At 52.6% G+C, this 24604-nt stretch carries 21 protein-coding genes; 13 read left to right on the top strand and 8 right to left on the bottom strand.

The features are described 5' to 3' along the window. The first annotated feature begins 11 nt into the window (after positions 1-11). Complete coding sequence (locus tag NSS64_RS18370; protein ID WP_341141072.1) at positions 12-464, top strand: DoxX family protein; 453 nt, start codon at positions 12-14, stop codon at positions 462-464. Here the strand turns inward: NSS64_RS18370 and NSS64_RS18365 are convergent. Then, complete coding sequence (locus NSS64_RS18365) at positions 447-1343, bottom strand: LysR family transcriptional regulator (protein WP_341141071.1); 897 nt, start codon at positions 1341-1343, stop codon at positions 447-449. The genes NSS64_RS18370 and NSS64_RS18365 overlap by 18 nt on opposite strands. Positions 1344-1453: 110 nt before the next feature. Between NSS64_RS18365 and NSS64_RS18360 the strand changes: the two genes are divergently transcribed. The 4 genes from NSS64_RS18360 to NSS64_RS18345 all read left to right on the top strand — a co-directional run bounded on the left by NSS64_RS18360 (position 1454) and on the right by NSS64_RS18345 (position 7597). After that, on the top strand, positions 1454-1840 hold the full coding sequence (locus NSS64_RS18360) for a tautomerase family protein (protein WP_341141070.1): 387 nt from the start codon (positions 1454-1456) through the stop codon (positions 1838-1840). A gap of 30 nt (positions 1841-1870) precedes the next feature. After that, entirely contained in the window at positions 1871-2197 is a 327-nt protein-coding gene (locus NSS64_RS18355) for a carboxymuconolactone decarboxylase family protein (protein ID WP_341141069.1), read from the top strand. Between the two features lie 276 nt (positions 2198-2473). After that, positions 2474-7231 carry an Ig-like domain-containing protein gene (locus NSS64_RS18350; protein ID WP_341141068.1) on the top strand — a complete coding sequence of 1586 codons (4758 nt, stop codon included), beginning with the start codon at positions 2474-2476 and terminating at the stop codon, positions 7229-7231. Between the two features lie 123 nt (positions 7232-7354). Next, positions 7355-7597, top strand: coding sequence for a hypothetical protein (locus tag NSS64_RS18345; protein WP_341141067.1), 243 nt, complete (start codon positions 7355-7357; stop codon positions 7595-7597). Between the two features lie 64 nt (positions 7598-7661). Here NSS64_RS18345 and NSS64_RS18340 read toward each other — a convergent pair whose 3' ends face one another. From NSS64_RS18340 to NSS64_RS18325, 4 genes are all read right to left on the bottom strand, one after another. Then, positions 7662-8969 (bottom strand): TerD family protein, encoded by a 1308-nt coding sequence (locus tag NSS64_RS18340; RefSeq protein WP_341141066.1) that lies wholly within the window; start codon positions 8967-8969, stop codon positions 7662-7664. Positions 8970-9024: 55 nt separating this feature from the next. Next, positions 9025-9588: a hypothetical protein gene (locus NSS64_RS18335; protein WP_209874654.1), complete on the bottom strand. Its 564-nt coding sequence runs from the start codon at positions 9586-9588 to the stop codon at positions 9025-9027. 139 nt (positions 9589-9727) lie between these two features. Beyond that, on the bottom strand, positions 9728-11110 hold the full coding sequence (locus tag NSS64_RS18330; protein ID WP_341141065.1) for a sensor histidine kinase: 1383 nt from the start codon (positions 11108-11110) through the stop codon (positions 9728-9730). Beyond that, positions 11110-11823 (bottom strand): response regulator transcription factor, encoded by a 714-nt coding sequence (locus tag NSS64_RS18325; protein ID WP_341141064.1) that lies wholly within the window; start codon positions 11821-11823, stop codon positions 11110-11112. The genes NSS64_RS18330 and NSS64_RS18325 overlap by 1 nt, the downstream gene beginning before the upstream one ends. Before the next feature lie 163 nt (positions 11824-11986). Here NSS64_RS18325 and NSS64_RS18320 point away from each other — a divergent pair, with 163 nt between their 5' ends. From NSS64_RS18320 to NSS64_RS18310, 3 genes are read left to right on the top strand one after another with little or no spacing between them, the layout of a single operon-like run. Next, positions 11987-12904 carry an ABC transporter ATP-binding protein gene (locus NSS64_RS18320; RefSeq protein ID WP_341141063.1) on the top strand — a complete coding sequence of 306 codons (918 nt, stop codon included), beginning with the start codon at positions 11987-11989 and terminating at the stop codon, positions 12902-12904. Beyond that, complete coding sequence (locus NSS64_RS18315) at positions 12901-13653, top strand: ABC transporter permease (protein ID WP_341141062.1); 753 nt, start codon at positions 12901-12903, stop codon at positions 13651-13653. The genes NSS64_RS18320 and NSS64_RS18315 overlap by 4 nt, the downstream gene beginning before the upstream one ends. A 12-nt stretch (positions 13654-13665) precedes the next feature. Next, positions 13666-14391, top strand: a complete 726-nt coding sequence (locus tag NSS64_RS18310) for an ABC transporter permease (protein WP_341141061.1) — start codon at positions 13666-13668, stop codon at positions 14389-14391. A 75-nt stretch (positions 14392-14466) separates the two neighbouring features. Here NSS64_RS18310 and NSS64_RS18305 read toward each other — a convergent pair whose 3' ends face one another. Continuing rightward, positions 14467-15609 carry an asparaginase gene (locus NSS64_RS18305; RefSeq protein ID WP_341141060.1) on the bottom strand — a complete coding sequence of 381 codons (1143 nt, stop codon included), beginning with the start codon at positions 15607-15609 and terminating at the stop codon, positions 14467-14469. Between the two features lie 588 nt (positions 15610-16197). Here NSS64_RS18305 and NSS64_RS18300 point away from each other — a divergent pair. From NSS64_RS18300 to NSS64_RS18280, 5 genes are all read left to right on the top strand, one after another. Continuing rightward, positions 16198-17235, top strand: a complete 1038-nt coding sequence (locus NSS64_RS18300; protein ID WP_341141059.1) for an ABC transporter substrate-binding protein — start codon at positions 16198-16200, stop codon at positions 17233-17235. A 45-nt stretch (positions 17236-17280) separates the two neighbouring features. Further along, positions 17281-18387, top strand: a complete 1107-nt coding sequence (locus tag NSS64_RS18295; RefSeq protein WP_341141058.1) for an ABC transporter ATP-binding protein — start codon at positions 17281-17283, stop codon at positions 18385-18387. Continuing rightward, positions 18384-20039: an ABC transporter permease gene (locus NSS64_RS18290; RefSeq protein WP_340942171.1), complete on the top strand. Its 1656-nt coding sequence runs from the start codon at positions 18384-18386 to the stop codon at positions 20037-20039. Before NSS64_RS18295 ends, NSS64_RS18290 begins: the two co-directional genes overlap by 4 nt. 82 nt (positions 20040-20121) lie before the next feature. After that, a complete protein-coding gene (locus tag NSS64_RS18285; RefSeq protein WP_341141057.1) occupies positions 20122-21840 on the top strand; it encodes a sensor histidine kinase in 1719 nt (572 codons plus the stop codon). Beyond that, the gene (locus NSS64_RS18280) at positions 21812-22642 is read left to right on the top strand and encodes a response regulator transcription factor (RefSeq protein ID WP_341141056.1); all 831 of its coding nucleotides are present in this window, start codon (positions 21812-21814) and stop codon (positions 22640-22642) included. The genes NSS64_RS18285 and NSS64_RS18280 overlap by 29 nt, the downstream gene beginning before the upstream one ends. A gap of 64 nt (positions 22643-22706) precedes the next feature. Here NSS64_RS18280 and NSS64_RS18275 read toward each other — a convergent pair whose 3' ends face one another. Continuing rightward, positions 22707-23474: an ABC transporter ATP-binding protein gene (locus tag NSS64_RS18275; protein ID WP_341141055.1), complete on the bottom strand. Its 768-nt coding sequence runs from the start codon at positions 23472-23474 to the stop codon at positions 22707-22709. Beyond that, a complete protein-coding gene (locus NSS64_RS18270) occupies positions 23474-24580 on the bottom strand; it encodes a FecCD family ABC transporter permease (RefSeq protein ID WP_340942163.1) in 1107 nt (368 codons plus the stop codon). Before NSS64_RS18270 ends, NSS64_RS18275 begins: the two co-directional genes overlap by 1 nt. Positions 24581-24604 lie beyond the last annotated feature (24 nt).

Raw genomic sequence — 24604 nt, 5'->3', positions numbered from 1 at the left:
AGGAGTATACAATGGTTCCTTTTATCGCGCTTATCGCATCCTTTTTGCTGTTCCGGGGGATGGGTCTCCTGGGCTTGACATATTGGAATGACTGGCAAACCGCCCTTCAGTGGGCCGTAGCCATTATGCTGCTTCTGGGTGCTTCGGCTCACTGGGGACGGCGGCGGGCTGATCTGGTCAGAATGGTACCGCCCCTTTTTCCAAGGAAGGAATGGATTGTTACGGTTACCGGAATGCTGGAGATCGCCGGGGCTATTGGATTATTGCTGCCAGCTGTTTCCTTGGCCGCTGCCGTGTGCCTGATTGTGCTGCTGATTGCCATGCTCCCCGCCAATATCTATGCAGCACGCACTCGGTTGACGATTGGCGGCAAGCCGGTCCCGAAATTACCGGTCCGCATAGGGATTCAGCTCGTTTTTATCACTGCAGTGCTGCTCGCATCCCCGTTACTCTACCTGCCTTAATCGTGGACAGGACTCCAGCTCCTCTTTTACAAATTGCATTAAAAGCTTCTTGGATGAGGAATGATACTCAACGTTGCGTGATTGCAGCAGGCCTACGGGAATGGCGGCGTTCTTCAGCTCAACATGAAGTCTTACGACATTCGGCGGTAACGGCGTAGATTCGAGGACGGCTCCGATAGAAGGGATTTGCCGGACGAAGCCCGCAATGGCGGAGATTTGACTTACTGTATGCAGAAAAGGAGTGTCGGTGTACCGGGAGAAATGCTTCGCTAATTGGGAATGATATAGACAGGTAGCTCCCCCGGCAATGATTGGATAACCAAGCAATTCCTCGAAAGCGATCTCATCTTTTGCGGCCAAAGGGTGGTTGTTCCCTGCGATAAAAGATATCCGCTCCTGATACAAGGGTTCGAAGTGATACGAAGATAGGTCAACAGGCTCTCCACAGATGGCAAAATCCAATTGATTCTGAAGCAGTGCATGCGAGAGTGAAGCGGTGTTACCGATCACAAAATGGCAGGATACATTAGGCTTATGCTCCATGAAGCGAAGAAGCGACTTTGGCAGTACATGCTCCGTCAACGTTTCCAGCCCGCCGATACTAAGCGTACCGATCTCTTCTTTTTGCAGAGCCTTGGCCTGACCCGCAACATAGGTCCAATGTCGAATCAGACTATCGATCTCAGCGGCAAATATCCGCCCCGAAGCTGTAAGCTCAGAGTCCCAGCCCCGTTTGAACAGCTTGATGCCCAGTTCCTTCTCCAGACGTTGAACCTGATTGGTGATTGTGGACTGCGCGTAGTTCAGTTTGGCGGCGGCTTTAGAGAAGTTTCCTTCTTGCAGGATGGTTTGAAATGTAGTTAGTTCTTTTAGGTCCATTAGCAGATATCTCCATCGAATAAATTGAATTTTTATATCATTTAATTCAATTATACAGAATGAGAGGCGGAGAGTACAATGAAGTTACACCAGTAAAGGAGTGAAGTGACATGCCTTTTGTCAGAGTCAGTTACTTGGAGAACAAATATGATGACCAACAGCTGCCCATCATTAGCCGTGAAATTATGAGTGCTCTCGTGGAGCATTTTAACGTGCCGCCAGATGATTTCTTTCAGGTATTTCATGCCCATAAAGCAAGCGGATTTTATTACAGCCCGAATTACTTAAACATAGAGCGGAGTGATGGGTTGCTCTTTATTCAAATTACGCTGAAATCCGGGAGAAGCAAGGAGCAGAAAAGGGGCTTTTACAGCAAGCTGGCTGAGACGTTGTCGAGCACACTGGGCATCAGGAAAGAAGACGTCTTCGTCGTACTGGTCGATACAGAATTCGAGGATTGGACGTTTGGCAATGGCATCGCTCAGATGATTGAATGAATGATCCTTGAAGGAAATGGAGGTTTTGGAATGAAGCATCGGAAAATTGCATCGAATGCCCATGAGGCCTTCGGAGATATTGCTCCTTCGTTCGCGCGTTATTCGGAGGAGGTGCTCTTCGGGGAGGTATGGAGAAGGGAACAGTTATCGCTTCGGGAACGCAGTCTCCTGACGATATCGGCCCTGGTTGCCGGCGGGCTTACCGGACAGTTACCCTTTCATATCCGTCTGGCCCTGGACAACGGTCTATCCGAGGAAGAATTGATCGAGGCCATGACTCATCTCGCCTTTTATGCAGGCTGGCCGCGTGCCGCATCGGCGATACTGGTTGCCAAGGGGATTTTCGAGGAAATATAACCACAATTGCGCATGTGAGCGAAAGCTCCGTGCGCTTTTTTTGGTTTAGACAATTTTTTTGATAAGTGGTTAGAAAATCGCTGTTTTTTCATTTTTTTTAGAGCTATACCCCAATTAGGTCCTGGTGAATCGGTTTTTGTCGAGAATTGTTAAGAGTTTGTTTAGAGCTGTCTGCTAGAATGGAGCCCAGATATGAATTTTCTAAGGGGGCAGGTGCTACACTCCAGCAGAATTTGCAATATAGCACAGGATGAATGAACAAGGGGGAGCGATACATTGTTTAAGGGTAAGGGATTGAAAAAATATTTCTCGTTGTTACTCGTGATCAGCTTAGTTTGGACCGGAGCCTTTCCGGTATATGCGGGTTCGACAGACAATGGTGCGGCAAGCTGGTTGTCTCTCGATACGGCGCCAGGCGGAATTACATTAAATGCAGTAGCAATAGGCACCGGTACAGTAATGGTGGGCAATGGAGGAGAAATTGGTGCATTAAGCAGCTCCATGACCTGGACAGACCGCGAATCAGGTGTGACCGAGAATTTGAACGATATTATCCATACGGGTACAGATGGCGAATATGTTGCAGTCGGTGACTATGGGATAGTCCTAACGTCAACAGATGGCGTGTCCTGGACACCCTCCGATGGATCCGCCGGTTTTAACTGGAATGGAGTCAGTTACGGTGATGAAAAATTAGTTCTAGTCGGCGATTCAGGATTTATCATGATAAAAAATGACAACGGCACTGACTGGGATATACGATACTCAGACACTACTGAGAATCTGAACGCTGTGGCTTACGGCAACGGTACGTTTGTAGCAGTGGGCGATAACGGTACGGTGGTAATTTCCGAGGATGGACTTGAGTGGACCCCGGTAACACGTAAAACAACCGAAAATTTAAAGGGCATCAGCTTCGGCGGTGGCATGTTCATGGCTGTCGGGGCGTCGGGAACCATTATTATCTCTCCGGAAAGTAAAAAAGGCGTTGAGCAGACCCTGGATTCTAAAGTGAATCTGAACGGAGTGGCTTCCGGGAACGGGGTATTTATGGCCGCAGGAGACGGCGGTAAGGTTTTCTCTACTAGTGATATGGGGCAGAATTGGAAGCCTGAAAATACAGGTGTGACTACAACCCTTAATGGAATTGCATTTAATCAGAACCATAACCGCTTTATCGCTGTGGGTGTAACGGGTGTGATCATTGAGTCCAATGCCGTTCCAAACATTCCGCGGGTGCTCAGTCTGACTCCGGGAAATGATGAGACCGATGTAGCAGTAGATGCAAACCTGCAGCTGATGTTTAATCAGCCGGTGACGGCAGCCACTGGAGACGACTTTAATATTAAAATATTCAAGGCTGCGGATCTGTCCGCTCCGGTTGAAATCATCCCGGCGGATGACACCAGCAGAGTAACGGTAAATCCAGCTACCAATACGGTAACGGTTAATCCGGGTAAGAATTTCGATCAAGGTACGAAATATGCTGTAACAATTGACGCGGATGCTTTCACTAACGGTGACAGCGGCAATGCAGCTATCGCAGCGGGTGATTGGAGCTTCACGACTGTTGCTGGACCAGGAGATGAGACCGCTCCAACCGTTATCGATTATTCTCCTGTGCCAGGGGCGACAGGGGTTGATATTGAATCGAATCTGACGCTTACGTTCGATGAGCCTGTGACGAAGGATAGCGGCAACATTGAGATTTACAAAAGTACGGATGAAGTTAATCCGGTAGAAGTCATTCAGCTTGATGATGTTACAGTTCTTGATAAGGTGGTAACGATTGATCCTTATGCAAAACTGGAATATGGTACAACCTACTATGTAATCATTAGTGACGGAGCTTTCAAAGATCTGGCAGAAAACTCTAACTCTTATACAGGTATCTCGGATAAGGAAACCTGGCAGTTCACAACAGAAGAAGCTCCCGATACAACACCGCCGGTGGCAAGCGGGTTTACTCCTGAGAATGGAGCAAAGAATGTAGAGATTGGCACCAATCTGAGCTTTATTTTCAACGAGGATGTACAGAGATCGGAAGGCAGTATTAAAATTTACAACAGCACGAACAGCAGTGCTCCACCGGTCACGATTCCTGCCGATTCTATGCAAGTCATTATTGACGCCAACGTAGTAACGATCAATCTGGAGGCTGACCTTGATTACAGTACAACCTACTATGTACAGATTGAGAACAATGCATTTGCGGATATGGCGGGCAACAGCTATGCGGGCATCACTAACGATACAACCTGGCGCTTTAGTACCACCAGCGAACCCGATAAGACGGCACCCATCGTAAGCACATACTCGCCTGAGAATGGGGCAACAGAGGTAGCTATCGGAGCTAACCTGGAGCTTGCTTTCAGCGAGAATGTAGTGGCAGGGGAAGGCAGCATTAAGATCTACAGCCCTGACTCCGACAAAGCGGTAGCTACTATTGCTGCCAGTGATGCAATCATTCTGAACAATAAAGCAACAATCCATCTGGCTCAACATCTGGAGTATGGTACAAGCTACTATGTAAGAATTACAGGCGATGCTTTCGCAGATCTATCCGGTAACTTCTACTCTGGTATCGCAGACGATACTACCTGGCAGTTCACCACCCCGGCTGCGCCGGATACAACTGCACCTGTGTTAAACGCGTACTCACCTGCGAATGGTGCAACGGGTGTAGCTATTGGGACTAATCTGGAACTTACCTTCAGCGAGAATGTAAAAGCAGGGGAAGGCAATATCGTAATCTACAATAGTGCGAATCATGCACCGGCAGCGACGATTCCTGCGGCTTCCGGAAATGTAAGCATCCAGAGCAATGTGGTGACGATTAATCCTACGGATGATCTGAAGTACGGTGCGAGCTACTATGTACAGATTGGAGCCGGGGCATTTACTGATCTCGCAGGCAACAGCTATGCCGGCAATGCGGAGAGCACAATCTGGCAATTCACAACCACAGATGCACCGGATCGGATCTCGCCTACGGTGATTACGTATTCGCCGGAGCCGTGGGCCACCGAAGTGGCAGTGAATGCGAATCTGGTCCTGACCTTCAGCGAAAATGTACGGGCGGCAGCGGGTACCATTGAGATTTTCCGCAGCACCGATGACATTCATCCGGTCGTGACGATTCCTGCCCTTTCGGACATGATAACGATCCTGAACAATGTCGTAACCATCAATCCGGCGGATAACCTGGAGCATGGGACGAGTTACTTTGTACGTATTTCCGAAGGATCATTTACAGATCTCGCAGGCAACAGCTATACCGGCATTGCAGGCATTAACGCCTGGCGGTTTGTGACCACCAGTGCGCCAGATACAGCAGCCCCGGTAGTAACATCTTACAGTCCGGCAGGTAATGCAACGCATGTACCTGTATCTACTGCACTCATATTGACCTTTAACGAGAATGTGCTTGCTGGAAATGCCAATATTGAGCTTGTTAATGCAGAGAATGGTGAGGTCGTTAAGTCGATTAAAGCGGACGATAAGACGCTGGTTTCGATTGCGAACTCAACCGTCAGCATCAACACGAACGGCCTGCTTAAGCAGGGCGGCAGCTATTATGTGTTGATTCAGGCAGGTGCTTTTACAGATGAATCAGGTAACAGCTATGCAGGACTTGCGGATAGTAAGGTCTGGAGCTTCTCGGCAGTTCCTGTTCCGGTCACGCCAACTGATCCTCCTACACCGGCACCGGGCGGCGGCTCAGGATCAGGGGGAGGAGCACCGGCTCCGGTTCCAACACCCAGTCCTCAGACAGAAAGTATTAACGCAAACGTTGAAAACGGGGCTGCTCAAGGCTCCATGGTATCCTCCGTTATCATTACCCGCACCAAGGATGCGAACGGTGTGAAGAGTGATACCCTTACGTTCACATTGGAACAAGCCATCCGCGCGGTTAATGAGCTTAAGGCTGCGGGTTCGAGTATTGCCAGAATCATCGTGCCGGATCAGAAGGATGAGGTCGCCGGAACCAGATTGACCATTCCGGCAGCTTCCAGCAAGCAATTTGCTGATAATCAGATCACGCTGGATCTATTCACAGTGAATGCTGAGGTGAAGGTGCCGGGCAGCTCAATGGCTGGATTCGGTACAGATATTTATTTCAACCTCGTTCCACTGAAGACATCGCAGCAGAGCGCAGAGGTAGAAGCGCTTGCCAAAGCACAGGTGCAGAGTGTATCCCGCGGTGCTACAGTTACGCTGGTAAGCCGTCCGGTAACGATTGAAACCAATCTGCAGAGCCGTCCGGTTACCCTGGTATTGCCGCTTAGCAACAGTTCGTTAACAGCGGAGCAACTGAAGGCACTGGCGGTCTTTATCCAGCACAGCGACGGCACCAAAGAATTGGTCAAGGGTGAGATCGTACCTTTCGGCCAGACCGGAAAGTCAGGTATTCAATTCAGTATCAGCAAATTCAGTACATTTACAGTTGTTTTTGCACAAGATCCAGCGGCACAACTGAAGGCGTATATGACGGGGTATACCGATGGCACCTTCAAGCCGGGGAATAGCATCACCCGGGCAGAAGCGGCCAGCATCATTGCCCGCACCTTCAGCCAGTCCGCAGTCACTGCTGGTGTTGCGTATTCCGATGTTCCTGCCGGACACTGGGCTGCAGATGCAATCGGTCAAGTAACGCGAAGCGGCATCATGAAAGGTTATGGGGGCGGCAGCTTCAAGCCTAACCAGACGATTACAAGAGCTGAAATGGCGACGATCTTGTCCCGCTTGATTACAAGCGCTCAAACCCAAGCGGCCGGCTTCAGTGATATTGCCGGACACTGGGCTCAGGCAGCTGTTGAGCAGTTGTCCCAGGCAGGCATCATCACCGGCTACGAAGACGGCACGTTCCGTCCAGACCAGACGTTAACGCGTGCGGAAGCCGTAACCATCGTTAACCGTGCCCTTGGGATCGCTCCGCTGACCAGCGCAGTCCAGAAATGGACAGATGTTCCGGCTGGCTACTGGGCATTCGGCAGCATCCAGGCAGCTTCTGTAGATCATCCTGCAGAATAAAATAATTACAGCAAAACAGCCCTTACATCCGTTTTTGACGGGGAAGGGCTGTTTTGCGTGCGGCTGAGGCTATAGGCTGCCACGAGAGCACGTGGGCCCAATGTAATCGAAAAACCGACCACATTGGGCCAGCGTGGAGCGAGTGGGTCCAATGTAATCGAAAAACCGACCACATTGGTCTGGCGTGGAGCGAGTGAGCCCAATGTAATCGAAAAACCGACCACATTGGTCCGGCGTGGAGCGAGTGGGCGGAATGTAATCGAAAAACCGACCACATTGGTCTGGCGTGGAGCGAGTGAGCCCAATGTAATCGAAAAACCGACCACATTGGTCTGGCAGAAGGTGGCTCAGCGCTATCGGCGGTAACACCCGCCCGCCAGGGGACGTTGTTCCTGATCGTGCTGGCCGCTACTTGCTGCCTACTTGCCCCCTACTTACTCCCCAACTCCCACCGCAGATTCCAGTGGTAACGCTGGTCCAGCTCCTCGTGCCCGCTGAAATACTCTACAAGCCGTTCCACGCTGAAGCTGCCGTCCTGCTGGCTGCGAAGCATGGCGATGGCGCACATTCCCTTATCGTTGTTATGCTCGTCCAGCTGCACCTTGATCGCCGGCCCGCCCTGCTGGCTGATGGTTATAACGGCGCCGGCTTGTGACCAGTTCGTAACGCCTTCATAGATAAAAGCAAAGATGACGATCCGGCTGATCTCGGACAGGTGATGGCCGTTAATCCGCAGGTTCTCGCCAGTGGCGATGGAGCCGGTACGGTCATCCCCGTCTAGGAGGATGTAAGGCGGGCGGTTCAAGCTGCCGAACGATTCGCCGAGCGCCTGGACCGTACCCTTAAGGCCGTTCTTCAACTCGAACAGGCAGCCCAGATCCAGGTCAATGCCTCTGCTCCCGAACCAGCCGGAGGATGGAGTCTGAAGCCAGTTAAGATTGATAAGAATCTCTCCTGAGGCTCCTGCTCCCTGCTGGAGACGGAGGGTCTCCCCGTGCCGCTTGAGAACGATGGTGTCCGGGTTCAAGGGCGAAGCGGAAGGAGCGGGTGGTGCTGCGGGAGGCAATGAATCGACTGGCTTAGGCCGTGACCGCAGCTCCGGAAGAACAAAGGGGGAGTTGCGGGCGGGTTCGGGTGCTCTGGAAGCTTGAACAACAGGCAGGATGTCCTTGACCTGTATTCCGTAGCTGTGGCAGAGCGCGGCTAAGCCTCCCGCATAACCGGAGCCGACCGCGCTGAATTTCCATTCGTTCTGATATCTGTAGATCTCCCCTGCCACAATGGCAGTCTCCACGGAATAACCGCCGCCCAGGCGGTACTGGAGGAGCTCCGTTCCATCCGCAGCGTTCATAATGCGCAGATAGGGATCGGAGAGCAGCGAGAAGCTCTGCTGTCTTGATTCCGCCTCATAGATCGTCAGGGCGAAGGCAATCCGCTCAACCTCCGCAGGAATTAGACTAAGCTCTATAGCAATTTGTGTATCGTCAGCGGGTCCGCTATGGACTCGTTGCGCGGGCGGCAATATCACTACAGACTGGTCCGGGGCCGCAGGATTGCCATAGAAAATAAGATCCTTCTCTGTTGCAACCTTCTGCGACGCGGTAAGTAAAAATACGGAGAAATCAATCTCGACCCCAGCCCTTGCTTCATTCCAGCCCATGCCTACGATGATGCGGCCGAGGAGAGGATTGTCTTTGGTTAAGCTGCATTTTTGCCCCTTGATAAGCTCAAGTGTCATGAGAACCAGCCTTTCCTATGAGTAGTTCAAGCTTGTATAAGTGCGGGTGGCAGACTCAGAATCTGCCCCGGCTTCCGGCATCCAGATTGGGACCATTCAGATCCGTCAGGCGCTCCAGGGATTGCTCGTAGATCCGTACAATATCCTGTATCTTCTGGAACTCGGGGTCCGAGGGGCCCAGGTTGTCCATGAACATGCGCTGTAGAATTTCTTGGTAAAAGGAGATACGGCTCCCCACCAGCTTGCATTCGTAGTCAATGACCTCTTCAATCGAGTGCTGCTGAACGAATTCCATCAGATCGTCTGCAGGATTACCGCGTGACTCGCGTTCATTGCGTGCGGCAACCGGCGCGCTGACATTATCCAGATTGACGGTGGAGCGTATGTCAGTGAACAGAATCCCTTCCTTGGCCAGCATCACCTGAAAAGGCTTGTGCTTGAACAGCTCCTGCGCAACCAGCGTACACATTGCCTGATTCCTCAGCAGCATCCCGTCAAACGGATGCAGCACCCACCCGCTGTCATCCCGGAACAGGTTGAATGTAAAATATTCACCCCCATACTCATATCTCAAGTTGATAGCTGTCTCAGATGTAAGCTCGTATTGAAATGCATCCATTCTATTGCGCGCCTCCTGCTTCTACTTTGGATTTCTATTAGCATAGCAGAAAATGGGGAATCTTGGAGAGAGGATTTTAGCCTAAATGAAAGAACCTCTTGCGCCGCAAGAGGCTCTTCCATTCGCTGTCAATCCGTCTTCACGCCAAAGGGGGAAAACGCAGGGTGGCCCGCAGTCCGTGGCCGGCGCTGCTCTCCAGAACAAGCTTGCCCTTATGGGCTTCGGCAATGCGGGCGACCATCGGAAGGCCAAGCCCGTGGCCCTGCCGGACGGGGCGGGTCCGCTTCCCGGAGTACGGCAGCAGGACCAGCTCCGGCAAAAGCTCTGACGGAACACCCTGACCATTGTCCGATACGGACAAGGCGAGACAGGAGTCTTCCTCGCTGCGGAGGATGCTAACCACAATCCGGCACCCATCCGGGTTATGCCGGATGCTGTTCTGGACCAGATTGCTTACTGCACGGTACAGCAGCTTCTCATCTCCCATCACCTTCAGGCTCTCATCAGTAAGGCAGAGGTCAATCGTATACCGCTCCTCCAGGCCGTTATTCATGAAGTCGGATACCACGGTCCGGGCCAGAGCGGATAAGCGTACCGGCTTAAGCTGCAACGGTTGCATGTCATACTCCAGCATAGAGACGAGGTTCAAGTCGCTCACCAGCGACCTTAGCTGCTCGCCTTGGCGGCGGATAATGGCAGCCTGCTGGCGTTGCTCTCCGGTCAGGTTATCTTGTTCCTCCAGATTGCTCGCGTAGCCAAGGATCATCGAGAGCGGGGTGCGGATGTCATGGGAGATCCCGGCGATCCAGTTGGAGCGGGCTTCATCCCGTGATTTCAGCTGCGCGCTCCGGGTCTGCAGGGTAGCGGAAGCCGAATTAATGCTCTCGGACAAATCACTGAAGAGTCCGGCAGTCTCCAGGTTAACCGGCTTGTCTTTGGCCAGGGCATGAATGCTGTTGATCAGGGGCCGGATATTGCGGATCAGCCGGGTGCCGATGAACAAGGAGAGGGCCACGGCCAGTACCGCATTGCAGATCAGGAGCAGCAGCACTCTTAAGGGAAGGGAGCGCAGCCAGTCCGTCAGGTATCCGAGCTGATATTTTTCATATGAATATTTAGGATAGCCTACGACAATAAGTCCTTCTGGATGCTCCCACATATACACAGGATATTCCAGCAAGTAGTAGCGTGAGAACTTCGCCACCTCTACGATGTTGTAAGCGCGCGGAACCTCCGGCGGCAGCTGCTCACTCCACGTTACCTTGCCTCCGGCATCCAGCAGCATGGCCCAGGCCCGGTTCTGCTGAAGCAGCGCGGCCGCCTTGGGATTCAGGGAGTACTTGCCGTCTGACCCTTGCAGATCTGAGGATATTTCCCTTACGACCTTCTCCGGCGAAGCCTCCTGATGGGTCTCCTTGAAGATTAGCAAGCCGAGCAGAATCAGATTGAACAGGAGCAGGAGCGCAGAGACCAGCAGGGTGGAGCCTACGAATTTGCGTAAAATCCGGACCGCACTGTCCATTAGAGCGCCTCCTGTACAATGAGCTTATAGCCCAGCCCTCTGACCGTCAGCAATTGCACCGGCTTCGAAGGGTCGGCTTCGATCTTCTCGCGGATACGCCGGATATGTACCATTAAGGTATTCTCATACCCGTAGCTGTCATCTCCCCATACCGCCAGGCAGAGAGCATCGCTGGTCACAATCCGGCCGCGGTTCTCATAGAGCTTGACCAGAATGGCGTGCTCCTTAGCCGTCAGGGGCAGCTCCTGGCCGTCTCTTCGTACCACAGCGCTGTCCAGATCCACCACCTGCTCCCCCGACCTGAAGACAGGAAGCCGCTCCGGAACGGAGGGCGCATACACCCGCTTCAGCACAGCCGTCAGACGCAGCATTAGCTCCCTCGGCAGAAAAGGCTTGACGATATAATCGTCGGCCCCAAGGCCCAGTCCCAGCAGGCGGTCCTCATCTTCGCCGCGTGCCGACACGAAGAGTACCGGCATATCGGAGAAGGTTCGTATGGCGGAGAGAAGCGAGAACCCGTCCCCGTCCGGCAGCATCACATCAAGAATGGCGATATCCGGTTTTTCCTGGCGGCACATGGCGAGGGCACTGCTATAATCTCCAGACGCATATATGCGGTAATACCCTTCTTTTCTTAAAAAAAGCTCGATCATCTCACGTATTTTTGGCTCGTCCTCAACGATCATTATTTTGCGGTTCTTCATGTTATTCAATCGTCATCACCCATAAATTAGTATACACGATTAGGCGGTGAAGAATGGGAGGTGCCGGTGTATTTAAGGTAGGCGTAAGGTTATCTTCAGCCTGGAGCAAGGGAAGGCCTCTATGCTAGGAAGCAAGAGCCGACTTGAGAGAAATGGAGCTGAAATGGAACCTATGAACATTCAACCAATTATCGAGACACAGCAATTGACCAAAACCTATGGGGGAACGCCCCGGGTGGATCAGGTAAATCTGAAGGTGCAGCAGGGAGAGATTTTTGGCTTCCTTGGTCCGAACGGAGCAGGGAAGACGACTGCGCTTAAGATGCTGCTGGGACTGGTGCAACCCACCCAAGGAACCGTTAAGCTGTTCGGGCAAGAGCTGCGGAACCACCGGCTGGAGATTCTGAACCGGACGGGTTCGCTGATTGAGTCGCCTTCCTATTACGGACATCTGACGGGCCTTGAGAATCTGAGAGTCATGCAGCGGCTGCGCAGCCTGCCTGCCAAAAATATTGATAAGGTACTGCAGATTGTCCGGCTGGACAATCACCGGCACAAGCCTGCCGGGCAGTATTCACTCGGAATGAAGCAGCGTCTGGGTCTGGCTATGGCCTTGCTGGCTTTCCCGAGTCTGCTGATTCTGGACGAGCCTACGAATGGACTCGATCCTGCGGGGATCGGAGAGATCCGGGAGCTGATTAAATCCTTGCCTGCCCAGTATGACATGACGATTGTGGTATCCAGCCACCTGTTGTCGGAGATTGAGCAGACTGCTACATCGGTTGGCATCATCAGTGACGGCAAGCTGCTGTTCCAGGGGGCGATGGCTGCACTTCAGGCGCAGAACCGGGCGGCCGTTCACTTTCGGGTCGGTGATCCCGTCCGGGCAGTCCGGATACTGTCGGAGCACGGGTATAGGCCTAGAATGCAGGAGCAGCAGCTGGTGTTCAGCGCCATGCCGGACGCTGAGGTGGCCCGGGTCAATGAGATTCTGGTGTCCGGGCAGATTGCTGTGAGCCGGATCGTGGAATTCAAGCAGAGTCTGGAGGATATCTTCCTGGATCTCACCGGAAAGGAGCGGAGCCTGTGATGAAGGTCTTGTTGCTCGAATATTACAAAATCCGGCGGAGAAAGGTATGGGCGATGCTGACGCTCTTTCTGGCCGCCGAGCTGGGGTGGGCGGCCATGTCCATGAGCATCTCGATCTCGCGGAGTGCGGACAATGCCACCTGGGAAGCGCTGATTTTCAGCCTCTCGTCCATGAACGGGCTGTTCCTGCCGATTCTGTCGGCGATTGTGGTATCAAGGATTTGCGACATGGAGCATAAAGGGGATACCTGGAAAATGCTGATGACCACTTCTGTCGGACGCCAGGCGGTCTATGCCGCCAAATTCGTCTGTGCCGGAAGTCTGATCCTCTACGGCATTCTGGCCCAGGTTGTTTTTATTGCCGGCTTCGGCATGTTCCATAGACTCACAGAACCGCTTCCGGCAGGCCTGCTGCTGCAGTTCACTGCGGGTACTCTGATTGCCAGTCTGCTGATTATTGCGATGCAGCAATGGATATCGCTGGCGGTGAAGAATCAGGCATTTGCCCTGTGTCTTGGCATGCTGGGCGGGTTCCTGGGGACGACCGCAAGCTTGTTCCCTGCCGCTGTCCGGCAGTTGGTCGTCTGGTCCTATTATCTGGATCTCAGTCCGGTGACTTATGTGTATAAGGCTTCATCAGGAACTTATGTTACAGGAAGCATGCCTCTGATTCAGTTAAGTGCAGCTCTGATACTGACACTGGTTCTGTATGTTGCCGGGAATACCCATGTCTCCAAACAATCGGTCTAAGGAGGAGAACTTATGCTTAGAAGTGTTGCTGCCGAATGGCCCAAGCTGCGCCGCTCGCGGATGGGACTGGTGCTGGTCAGTCTGCCTGTGGTCAGCCTGATGATCGGCTGTGCTAATTTTGTGATGAACCGGGAGGCCTTGCAGGGAGAGTGGTATAGTCTATGGACTCAGGTAAGCTTATTTTATGGAGAGTTCTTCCTGCCGATTCTGATTGCCATCTGCTGCGCCTTTGTCTGCAGGCTGGAGCATGTGAACCGGAACTGGAACATGATCCTGGCTGCTCCAGTATCCATAACCAGTCTCTTTATAGCCAAGCTTGTTATTGTCGGCGTGCTGATTGCGGGAGCGCAGGGCATGTTTCTGTTATTGTACTGGACTGCTGGGCAGATGCTCTCCTTTAGCGGGCCTTTTCCGCCGGAAATGGTGATCTGGACCCTTCGCGGCTGGGTAGCTTCGCTGAGCATTGCCGCTCTGCAGCTCGGGTTGTCCATCCGTATCCGCAGCTTTGCGACACCGGTCGGAATCAGCCTGTGTGCGGTTTTTGTGGGGCTGGGTCTATATGTGCTGAAGCTGGGGCTGCTGTTCCCATATTCGCTGCTGACCATTGGCATGGGCGTGCTTACCCAGCGCGGACTGACGGCTATGGAGAATCTGCTATTCTTCCTGATGAATGGAGTGTACCTCGTAGTTCTATCGGTCTGGTCGATCCGCAGATTGAGATATAAGGATGTAGGCTGATGCGTGGAGGGCAGGTGTAGAAGCATTAAGCAGCAGTAAGCGGAGGCCGGGGGCCTCCGCTTATCTTTTGTTGTCTTATTTGCTCATATCGTAATCCGGCATTCCAATGGTAGAGAACCACTGACGGATCTGCTCCTGGTCCTTGGAGAAGGTAAGACCCAGCTGAAGCAGGATTCTTGCCTTTTGCGGGAGTAAATCGCCTGCACCGATGATACCTTTGGCTCCGGTGTCGTATACTGCCCCTGAGCCTGCTCGCGTAGCGCTTACGAATAGAACGCCCTTCTCGATAGCTGCTGTACGGGCTGCCTGCTGTGCGGTGGAGATGCCTCCGGCACCGTGACCCGCAGTTACGATCCCCTTAACCCCTTCATCAGCCAAGGCAGTAATGGGGGTTGCGGAGGCTTCCGTATAGCTGTATACAACATCAACCTTAGCCAGATCCTCCGGCTGGATCGTACTGAGATCAAAAGGAGTTTTCCACTTCTCGGTTCCGGCATCCTTGACGCGGGCCGGTGCACGAACCGCACGAATCCGGTTCTCATCTACCGTCCCCAGAGCGCCGTAGCGGCCCCCGCCGAAGGTATCCAGACGCAGCGCATCCGTCTTGGTAACTTCTCTGGCTGCAAAGAACTCATCATTCATCATCAGAACTGTACCATAGTAAGTGGTTTTCTGACTTGCAGCCAGCCGGATGGCATTCAGCAGATTAGCTTCTCCGTCGAAGGAGATCGTATTGGACTGTCGCATGGACCCGGTGAAGATAACAGGCTTGGGACTGCGGACAGTGAGATCAGTCCAGTAAGCCAGCTCTTCCATGATGTTGGTGCCGGTAGTAACAACTACAGCATGAACAGCCGGGTTGGCCAGTTCCTTGTCGATAGCGATGGTAAGGTTGTATAAGTCCTTGGAGGTGGTTTGCGCAGAGCTGATATTGCTTAGCTCTGTACTGGTGACATTGGCTATTTTGGATAGCTCGGGCTGTAGTCTTTGGATAATATCATTAATGGGTACCTTTGGCGTGCCGTAAGTCTGAAACAGCTCTCTGGAAGGAGAAGTGGAGGTAATGGTTCCTCCGACACCGACGACTACGACATTGGGAATGATTCTCCCGGGTGTGGTGACTTCGGCGGCCTTCGTAATAGATGGGAAGGATAACATGGTGAAGAGAACCAACAGAGCGGTAAAGAGACTTAGACTTCTTTTGTGCATAAGATTCATAAGTGACCTCCTCTTAATTTGATCTCTGTGTAAGTATATATGACATTTTTCATAATTGTCAAAATGATAATTTTACTTTTATGTAAAATAAATTCATAAATATGCATAAAAATTTAATTAAAATTAATTTTATGTGATTATACAATACATATAAATTACACATACATAACATATAAGTTCGTAACGATGAGCGATCGCCCATCAGGTGTATAGAGGGGATTTCATCTGGAGCTGCAATTAATCTGTCAAAAGCCTGGTAAAGATCCAGCTTCTCTTCCAGTGGAACTGCATGCTCATCACTGGTATCGCTCTGCGATTGATCCTCCATGTAAGTCACCCGTTTGTTTCGGTTAAGATGGTCAATAGCGATGTTGATGACAATCCGGGACATCCGGGCCTCGAAATACTGCGGGTTTCAGTATCCGGCAAAAAGTTATAAAACGATTTCCATTTTGTTTTAATGTCAGTTAACATAACGCAAATCGTTATTTTAGTTGCGCATTTTAGATGATTCTGTCGAATAATAGGATTTTAATGAAATTTCAAGCTGCTAAAATAGACCTATATCCAAATAAGGGGTGAATGAAAATGAAAAAGTGGTTGAAGGTGTCACTTATTGTGACAATGATGGTGGTTGTGCTCTCGGCGTGCGGAGGAAACAAAGCGAATGAAGGCGCGGCGGGCGGCAGCACGAATAAGCTGGTAGTCTATACCCCTAATAGTGAAGCGATGATTAACGCACTTATTCCGGCCTTTGAGAAGCAGACAGGCGTTACCGTAGAGCTGGTATCGGCGGGCAGCGGTGAGCTGATCAAGCGGATTCAGTCAGAGAAAACAAACCCGTACGCGGACGTTATGTTCGGCGGAGCTTTCGCCCTGTTCAATGATAATGCGGACCTGTTCGAGGAATATGTCTCTTCTAATGATAAGGATCTGTTGCAGGGACACACGAATACGACAGGGATCATGACCTCTTATGTCTCTGACGGAAGTGTGCTGCTGGTGAATACGAATCTGGCAGGCGACATTCCGATTAAGGGCTATGCGGATCTGCTTAATCCGGCGCTGAAGGGCAAGATTGCCATGGCGGACCCGGCCAACTCCAGCTCGGCATTTGCCCAATTGACGAATATGCTCAGAGCGATGGGCGGCGACTATACCTCAGAGGCAGGCTGGGAGTATGTAGCTAAGCTGCTGGAGAATCTGGATGGCAAAATTGCAGGCGGCTCCAGTAAAGCGCACAAGAGCGTCGCAGACGGCGAATATGTGGTGGCTTTGACATACGAAGATCCGGCAGTCAGCTATGTCAGAGACGGTGCCCCGGTCAAGGTCGTGTACCCCGAAGAGGGCGCGGTATTTCTGGATGCGGTAGCGGGAGTGGTCAAGGGCTCGCCGAATCAGGAGAACGCCAAGAAGTTCATTGACTTCCTCATTTCCAAAGAAGGACAGGATGCACTGGGACAAGAGACCACGAACCGTCCGTTACGCTCGGATGCGGTAATCGCAGACTTCATGACACCGATGGACCAGATCAAGGTAATCGATGAGGATGTGGCTTATGTTGCTGAGAATAAGGCGGCGATTGTGGAACGTTATAACGAGTTGTTTACGAGTATTGCTAAATAATCCAAGCTACTGAGCAGCTAAATAGAGAGAAAGCGGGTGTGCAACATGAGCGTCGCAATATCCTTCAAGAATATTGTCAAAAAATATGGCGACACCACCGTAATCCCCGAGCTGTCCCTGAACATCCAGAAGGGTGAGTTCTTCACCCTCTTGGGTCCTTCAGGCTGCGGGAAGACGACACTGCTGCGGATGGTGGCTGGCTTCAACAGTATTGAAGGCGGGGATCTCGGCTTCAACGATAAAGTCATGAACAACGTCCCTCCGGGCAAACGGAACATCGGAATGGTCTTTCAGAATTACGCCATTTTTCCCCATCTAAGCGTGTCGGAGAATGTAGCCTTCGGGCTGGAGAACCGTAAAGTGGGCAAGGAGGAGCGGCAGCGCAGAGTCGCAGAGATTCTGGATACGGTGCAGATTGAAATTTACAAGCACAGAATGCCCAAAAATCTGTCAGGCGGTCAGCAGCAGCGCGTAGCCCTTGCCCGTGCTATCGTCATTAATCCCGATGTGCTGCTGATGGATGAGCCGCTGTCCAATCTGGATGCGCAGCTCCGCGTGGATATGCGTAACGCTATCAAGCGTATCCAGCGTGAGGTGGGAATTACGACAGTCTACGTCACGCATGATCAGGAAGAGGCGATGGCGGTATCCGACCGGATCGCGGTGATGAAGTCCGGTACCATCCAGCAGGTGGGAACACCGCGGGATATCTATCAGCGTCCGGCCAATCTGTTCGTCGCCACCTTCATCGGGCGGACCAATGTTATTGCAGCGAAGCTGGAGAGGGGAGCCGGAGGCAACGCAGTTCTTCATATGGGCAGCAGCTATTCACTGGAAATCCCGGGGCTTCAAGAGGAATTAATATCCGCTGCAACGGCAGAGGTGAAGCTCTCGGTCCGGCCGGAGGAATTCGTACTGGCTGAAGACGGAACAGGTCTCACGGGAACTGTGGTGAACAATGTATTCCTGGGGCTGAACACCCACCTGGTGGTGGCGCTTGAGAACGGGCAGGAGGTGGAGATCATCCAGCAGTCAGCCTCCACTCAGGCGGTGGAGATCGGACAGCAGGTGACGCTTGCCATTCTCCCTGGAACGGTCAATGTCTATGATGAAGCCGGGGAACGCAATCTGAACCGGGGGATTCGGCTATGAGCGGCCGGATGAAGCGCTGGGACATCTGGTCGCTGATTACCTTTGTTATTTTTGCCGGATATCTGGTATTCCTGGCTCTGCCCTTGTTCATGCTATTGATAAAAAGCTTCTTCGACGGTAACACCGGAGAGTTCTCACTCGCCTACTTCCATAAATTCTTCAGCAAGGCTTATTATATGAACGCAGTGTGGAACAGCATCAAGGTTACAGTAAGTGTTACCCTGCTGTCTATCCTGGTTGCTGGGCCGCTGGCCTACATTATGACGATTGCCAGAATCAAAGGCAGCGCTGCGGTGCGGATTCTGATTCTGATCTCCTCCATGTCCGCTCCGTTTATCGGGGCGTATGCCTGGATTCTGCTGCTCGGACGCAGCGGGGTGATCACTGCCTTCATGTCCCGGGTCTTCGGGTTCACGATGCCAGATATTTACGGTTTCTCCGGCATTCTGCTGGTGCTGACGCTTCAGTTGTCTCCGCTGATCTTCATGTATGTATCAGGGGCGCTGAAGAATGTGGACAACTCCCTGATGGAAGCGGCGGAGAGTATGAACTGTACGGGGCTGCGCAAAATGTGGAAAATCCTCGTGCCCCTGATTACGCCGACCCTTCTCGCCGGAGGACTGCTTGTCTTCATGCGGGCGTTCGCGGATTTCGGCACACCGATGCTGATCGGTGAAGGGTACCGGACGGTGCCTGTCCTGATTTTCAACGAATTCATCAGTGAAGTCGGGGGAGATGACGGCTTTGCTGCGGCAATCAGTGTGATTGTTGTGTTGTTCGCGGTCGCAGTATTCCTGCTCCAGAAGTACGTGGCGAACCGGAAGTCGTACAGCATGAGTGCGCTGAATCCGATTGAACCGAAGAAGCTGAAGGGTGCGGCCAATCTGGCGGCCCACGCCTATGTGTATCTGTTCACGTTACTGGCGCTGATGCCTCAGGTCTATGTTGCCTATACCTCCTTTCTGAAGACCTCCGGCAAAATATTCGTCGACGGGTATTCGCTGGACAGCTACCGGGCGGCCTTCTCCAAAGTGGGAGATGCGATCTACAACACCTTCATGATGGCCAGTATCACGATTGTGATCATTACGCTGGCAGCGGTGCTGATCGCCTATGTAACGGTGAAACGCAAAGGTGCGGCAGCGAATGTTCTCGATACCTTCACGATGCTGCCTTATATCGTACCGGGCTCGATTCTGGGGATAGCCCTGCTCGTGACCTTCAATAAAGAACCACTGGTGCTGAGCGGCACCGCCGTGATTCTGATTGCTGCTTTTGTCATCCGGCGTCTGCCTTATACGATCCGCTCCAGTGCTGCTGTGCTCCATCAGGTGAATGACAGCATAGAGGAGGCGGCGATCAGTCTCGGAGCCTCTACCTTGCGGACGTTCTTCAAGATTACAGTGCCGATGATGATCTCCGGGGTATTCGCCGGGGCAATTATCAGCTGGATCAGCATTATTACAGAGCTTAGCACCTCGATTATTCTGTATACAGGGAAGACCCGGACGATGACAGTAGCGGTCTACACTGAAGTAGTACGCGGCAATTATGGTGTAGCTGCTGCCTTATCGACACTGCTGACGGCGATCACTGTACTGTCCCTGCTGCTGTTCTTCAAGCTCTCCGGCAAAAAAGAAGTAACCATGTAGCTGTAGTCCGGGCCCGCGCCAGCGGGTACCGGGCTTTGCTGCATCCTGATGTATAATAGCAGGACGAATAGGAGGAGAAGGCATGGGGGCAAAAAGGAGCTTCAAGGACTCGCTGCGCAGACTGTTTTTGCTGCATACGCTTGTGCCGATTTCCATTCTGTTTGTGCTGTTCCTGATGTTCATGATGATCAATTCGCGGTTCCTGCTCATCAATCAGACGACAGAAGCGGGCAAAAAAATCAAGCTGGCGATGGAGGAGGTCTACAGCTCCTACGTTAAGGAAATGAATGAAGCTTCGGCGCTGGATTCCGTTAGGGCGTTCACAAGTGTGCAGTTCCGAGGTCCTGAGGTGTTCGAGCGGTTCTATGCCTTCAATAACCGGCAGCGGGTGAAGAGTATTATGTATATCATGGGTACAGACGGAGACATTCTGGCCTCCTCTGCCAACTATGGCTCTGATTCCTCTGACCTTGCGCTGCAGGCTATCGCCCGGCGGATGCACACTCAGGGCCTGACGGAATTGGCCGAGACCAACCCTATCCGCTTCTCGCATGACCGCTATACTGCTTATACGTTTGCCAAGGCAATTACCGGCAGCGGGGGAGTGCAAGGGTATCTGATCTATCAATTGTACGAGCTGGATCTGCAGAAGCTGCTCTTTGTGCAGAATAACGAAATTGCCGTAGTCACCGATCCCTACCGGACCATCATTGCCACAACCAATAATCTGACTCAAGGCCTGATGAACAAATACAGCCTGACCACTGATTCCAAGGGCTACGTATGGATCGATAACGGAAAATATTACAGTAAGGAAACGTACCTCCCGTTGTCGCAATGGCGCATTTACACGTTAAGTGCCGCCGAAGGGAACCGGAGCGCCTATTTATCTCTGGCTGTATTTTTTGTGATGGCAAGTCTGCTGCTCTGGATTGTCATTTGGTATTCGGCCCGCATTATCTCCACGCGCCAATCGAGGGCGATCGATAAGCTGATCTATGCCGTCAGAGAGCTGCAATCCGGCAATATGGATTCTTACGTGTACATCGGAACCGGTGACGAGTTCGAGACGCTGGCGAATCAGTATAACCAGATGCTTCAGCGCCTGAATGAGCTTGTCGCCCAGAATACAGAACTGTCTGATCTGCGCAGAGTCATTGAAGTGAAGCATCTGCAATCGCAGTTTCATCCGCATTTCATATTCAATGTACTGGAGACGCTCCGTTACGCCATTATCGTGGATAATCGGCTTGCCCAGGATATGGTGCTTACGTTGTCCCGCCATCTGCGCTACAGTATAGGCAACGAGCAGGATCATGTGGTGCTCGGGAATGATCTGGAATATATAGCAGGCTATATGAAGCTTCAGCAGATCCGCTTCAAGGACAGGCTCCATTACCACGAGGAGGTGGATCAGGCGGCCCGGACGGCGCTCGTTCCCCGGCTGATGCTCCAGCCCGTGATTGAGAATACCATTAAATACGGCTACCGCCAGCGTCAATCGGTTGCGGTTACGGTGCTGGGCTGGGTAGAGGGGACGGATCTCATTCTTGAAGTGAAGGATGATGCCGGAGGAATGAGCAGGGAGCGGCTTGCGGAGGTACGGGACATCATGCATTCACAGGATAACCGTGCCCCGCATATCGGGCTGCATAATCTGCACCGGCGGCTGGTGCTGATGTACGGCGACCGTTACGGGATTGAGCTGGACAGCACGCAGGGAGAAGGCACCGTCGTTACATTCAGATTGCCATACCGGAAGGAGGAGACAGATGTTCAAGGTGCTGCTGGTAGAGGATGAGGAGATGATCCGCAAGGGGCTGCGTTTCACCTTCGATTGGATGGGGGCAGGCTGTGTCGTGGTAGGGGAAGCCGAGAATGGCGAGGACGGACTGCGTCAGATCGCCGAGCTCCGGCCTGATATCGTCATTGTTGATGTGAATATGCCGCTGCTGGACGGAATTGGCATGATTGAGCAGAGCGTAGAAGAGGCCGATTGCAGTTACATTATCCTATCGGGCTACGATGAGTTCAGACTGGCCAAGGATGCCATCCGGCTTGGCGTGACCGAGTACCTGTTGAAGCCACTGGAGCAGGAGCAGCTATTGGCTGCACTGGAGCGGGCCAAGGGGCAGCTGGCGATGAAGCGGCAGTACTCGGCTATGCTGACATCAGGTGGTACTAACGGGGAAGCGCTACAAGCTTCTGTCGTTAAGCTCCCCGGGAAATCGTCCCGTTACGTGTCGAGGATGATCCGGTATGTTCAGGAGCATTATGCGGAGAAAATCGGGATTAAGGATCTCGTGGAAAGCCTGGGAGTAAGCGCCACCTACTTGAATCAGAAATTCAAAAGTGAAACGACCTATACCTTCAACGATTTCTTGAACCGTTACCGTATCCAGAAGGCGATGGATCTGCTGCGCAGCGGCGAGGACAAGGTGTATGCCATTGCCGCCGATGTCGGCTATAAGGACTATAAATATTTCATTGCAATCTTCAAGAAATATGCAGGCTGCACACCCAGCTACTACCAGGAGCGGTACGGCCTTGGACAGAACAGCAGGGAAGCGGCAAGAGACAGTCATACGAAACAGGCAGACTAAGGGGCGGCGGTAAGCGCCGCCGCTTCTTAGTCTGCCTAAGTGTAACGTGTCATTAAGCTGATAGTTACCTTGTCTCCAGATAGGCAATGCCCAGCGCCCCGGTGACCGGATTGCGGTAGGTCTCGCACTCCACATCGAAGACCTCGCGGATTAATTCCTTCGTTAGAATATCCTCAGGGACTCCGCTGGCCGCGACCCGGCCTTCCTTCATCACATACAGATAGTCGCAGTATTCGGCGGCCAGGGTGAGATCGTGGAGGGCGGCGAGAATGCCGATATCCAGCTTTCGGACGATATTCAGAATCTGCAGCTGGTATTTGATATCCAGATGGTTGGTCGGTTCGTCCAGGATCATGAATTCCGGCTGCTGGGCCAGCACACGCGCCAGAATGACACGCTGCTTCTCGCCCCCGGATAAGGAGTTATAGCTGCGGCCTGTGTGCCCCTCCAGATTAACCTTGCGGAGTGCAGCCGATACAATGTCAGCGTCCTGCTGGCTGTCGGTTTCCAGCATCCCCTTGTGGGGCGTCCGGCCCATCGCCACCATCTCACGAACGGTGAAGTCGAAGCTCAGCTCGTTGAACTGGCCGACTACGCCCAGCTTACGGGCCACAAGCTTCGGGCTGGCCTTGATCACATTAAGCTCCGAGAGGAAGACTTCTCCCTGACGGGGCTTGATGACCTTGTAGATGCTTTTGAGCAGCGTCGATTTGCCGCAGCCGTTCGGGCCGATCAGGCCGACGAATTGCTTATTTTGAACCCTTAGAGAGACCTCCTGTACAATCTTCGCCTCGCCGAAAGAGACGCTTAGCCGTTCAACATTCAGATTCATCAGCTTTTCCCTCCGAAGGCGTAGCCTTTTCTAATCAGCATGTACATGAACATTGGCGCTCCAATCAGGGCGGTAATGATCCCGATCGGCAGCTCCACATTCGGAACGATGGTCCGGGCAATGACATCCGTCCAGATCAGGAAGATGGCCCCGAACAGAATCGACGCCGGCAGCAGCCTGCGGTGGTCCGAGCCTACAAGTCCCCGCACCAGATGGGGGATAATCAGTCCCACGAAGCCGATCATCCCGCAGCTTGCTACCATAACGCCGGTAATCAGCGCTGTGAGAATCATGTAGACTCTGCGGTAGGCACCCAGATGAATGCCCAGCGTAACCGCCGCCTCATCTCCGAGCAGCATGGTATTCAGCACACGGAACTGCGAGAGGAACAGGATAACGGCGAGCAGGACGGTGACCGAGATCAGCGGCAGCTTGTCCCAGCTTGCGGCTGCCAGGCTGCCCATCGTCCAGAAGGTAACCGTCTTGATGCCTTCGGCATTGTTGGCGAAATAGACGATAAAGTTGGCAAAAGCGGTACATAGAGCGTTAATGACCATCCCGGCGAGCACCAGCTTGACGGAGGTCATTTTGCCGCCCGCACTGGCAAGTGTGAGCACCAGCAGAGAAGCGCCAACCGCCCCTGCAAAAGCCCAGAAAGCGACTCCCGACTGGCCGAGTAGCCCCATCGAGCCGAAGCCGATCAGGATGGCGAAGGTTGCGCCCAGCGAAGCGCCGGAGGAAATACCGAGTATGTATGGATCAGCCAGGGGATTCTGTACCGCCGCCTGCATGATCGTCCCGCATAGCGTAAGTCCGGCGCCGATGAACATCGCCATCAGGACACGCGGAAAGCGGATTTTCCAGATAATATCCACGAAAGAACCGTTCGTCAGCTCCTGCATATCTCCAATCTGGATGCCTGTGATGTGGTGCAGCAGAATCCGGTAGGATTGGGAGACAGGAATGTCCACCTGGCCGAAGGAGACCGCAGCTCCGGCAGACAGCAGGGTAATAATGAACAGGACGCCTATAACAGCCATGAAGCCGTAACGGGAATGAATGAGAGATTGCTTAGGCTGTGAGGGTACGGCTATTTCGGTATGCATGTCAGTAATAAAGCTCCTTCATTG

Origin of the sequence: Paenibacillus sp. FSL H8-0122 (genome assembly GCF_038005345.1) — a bacterium.
Lineage (GTDB): Bacteria > Bacillota > Bacilli > Paenibacillales > Paenibacillaceae > Paenibacillus_AQ.
This window is presented reverse-complemented; position numbering and strand designations above follow the sequence as displayed.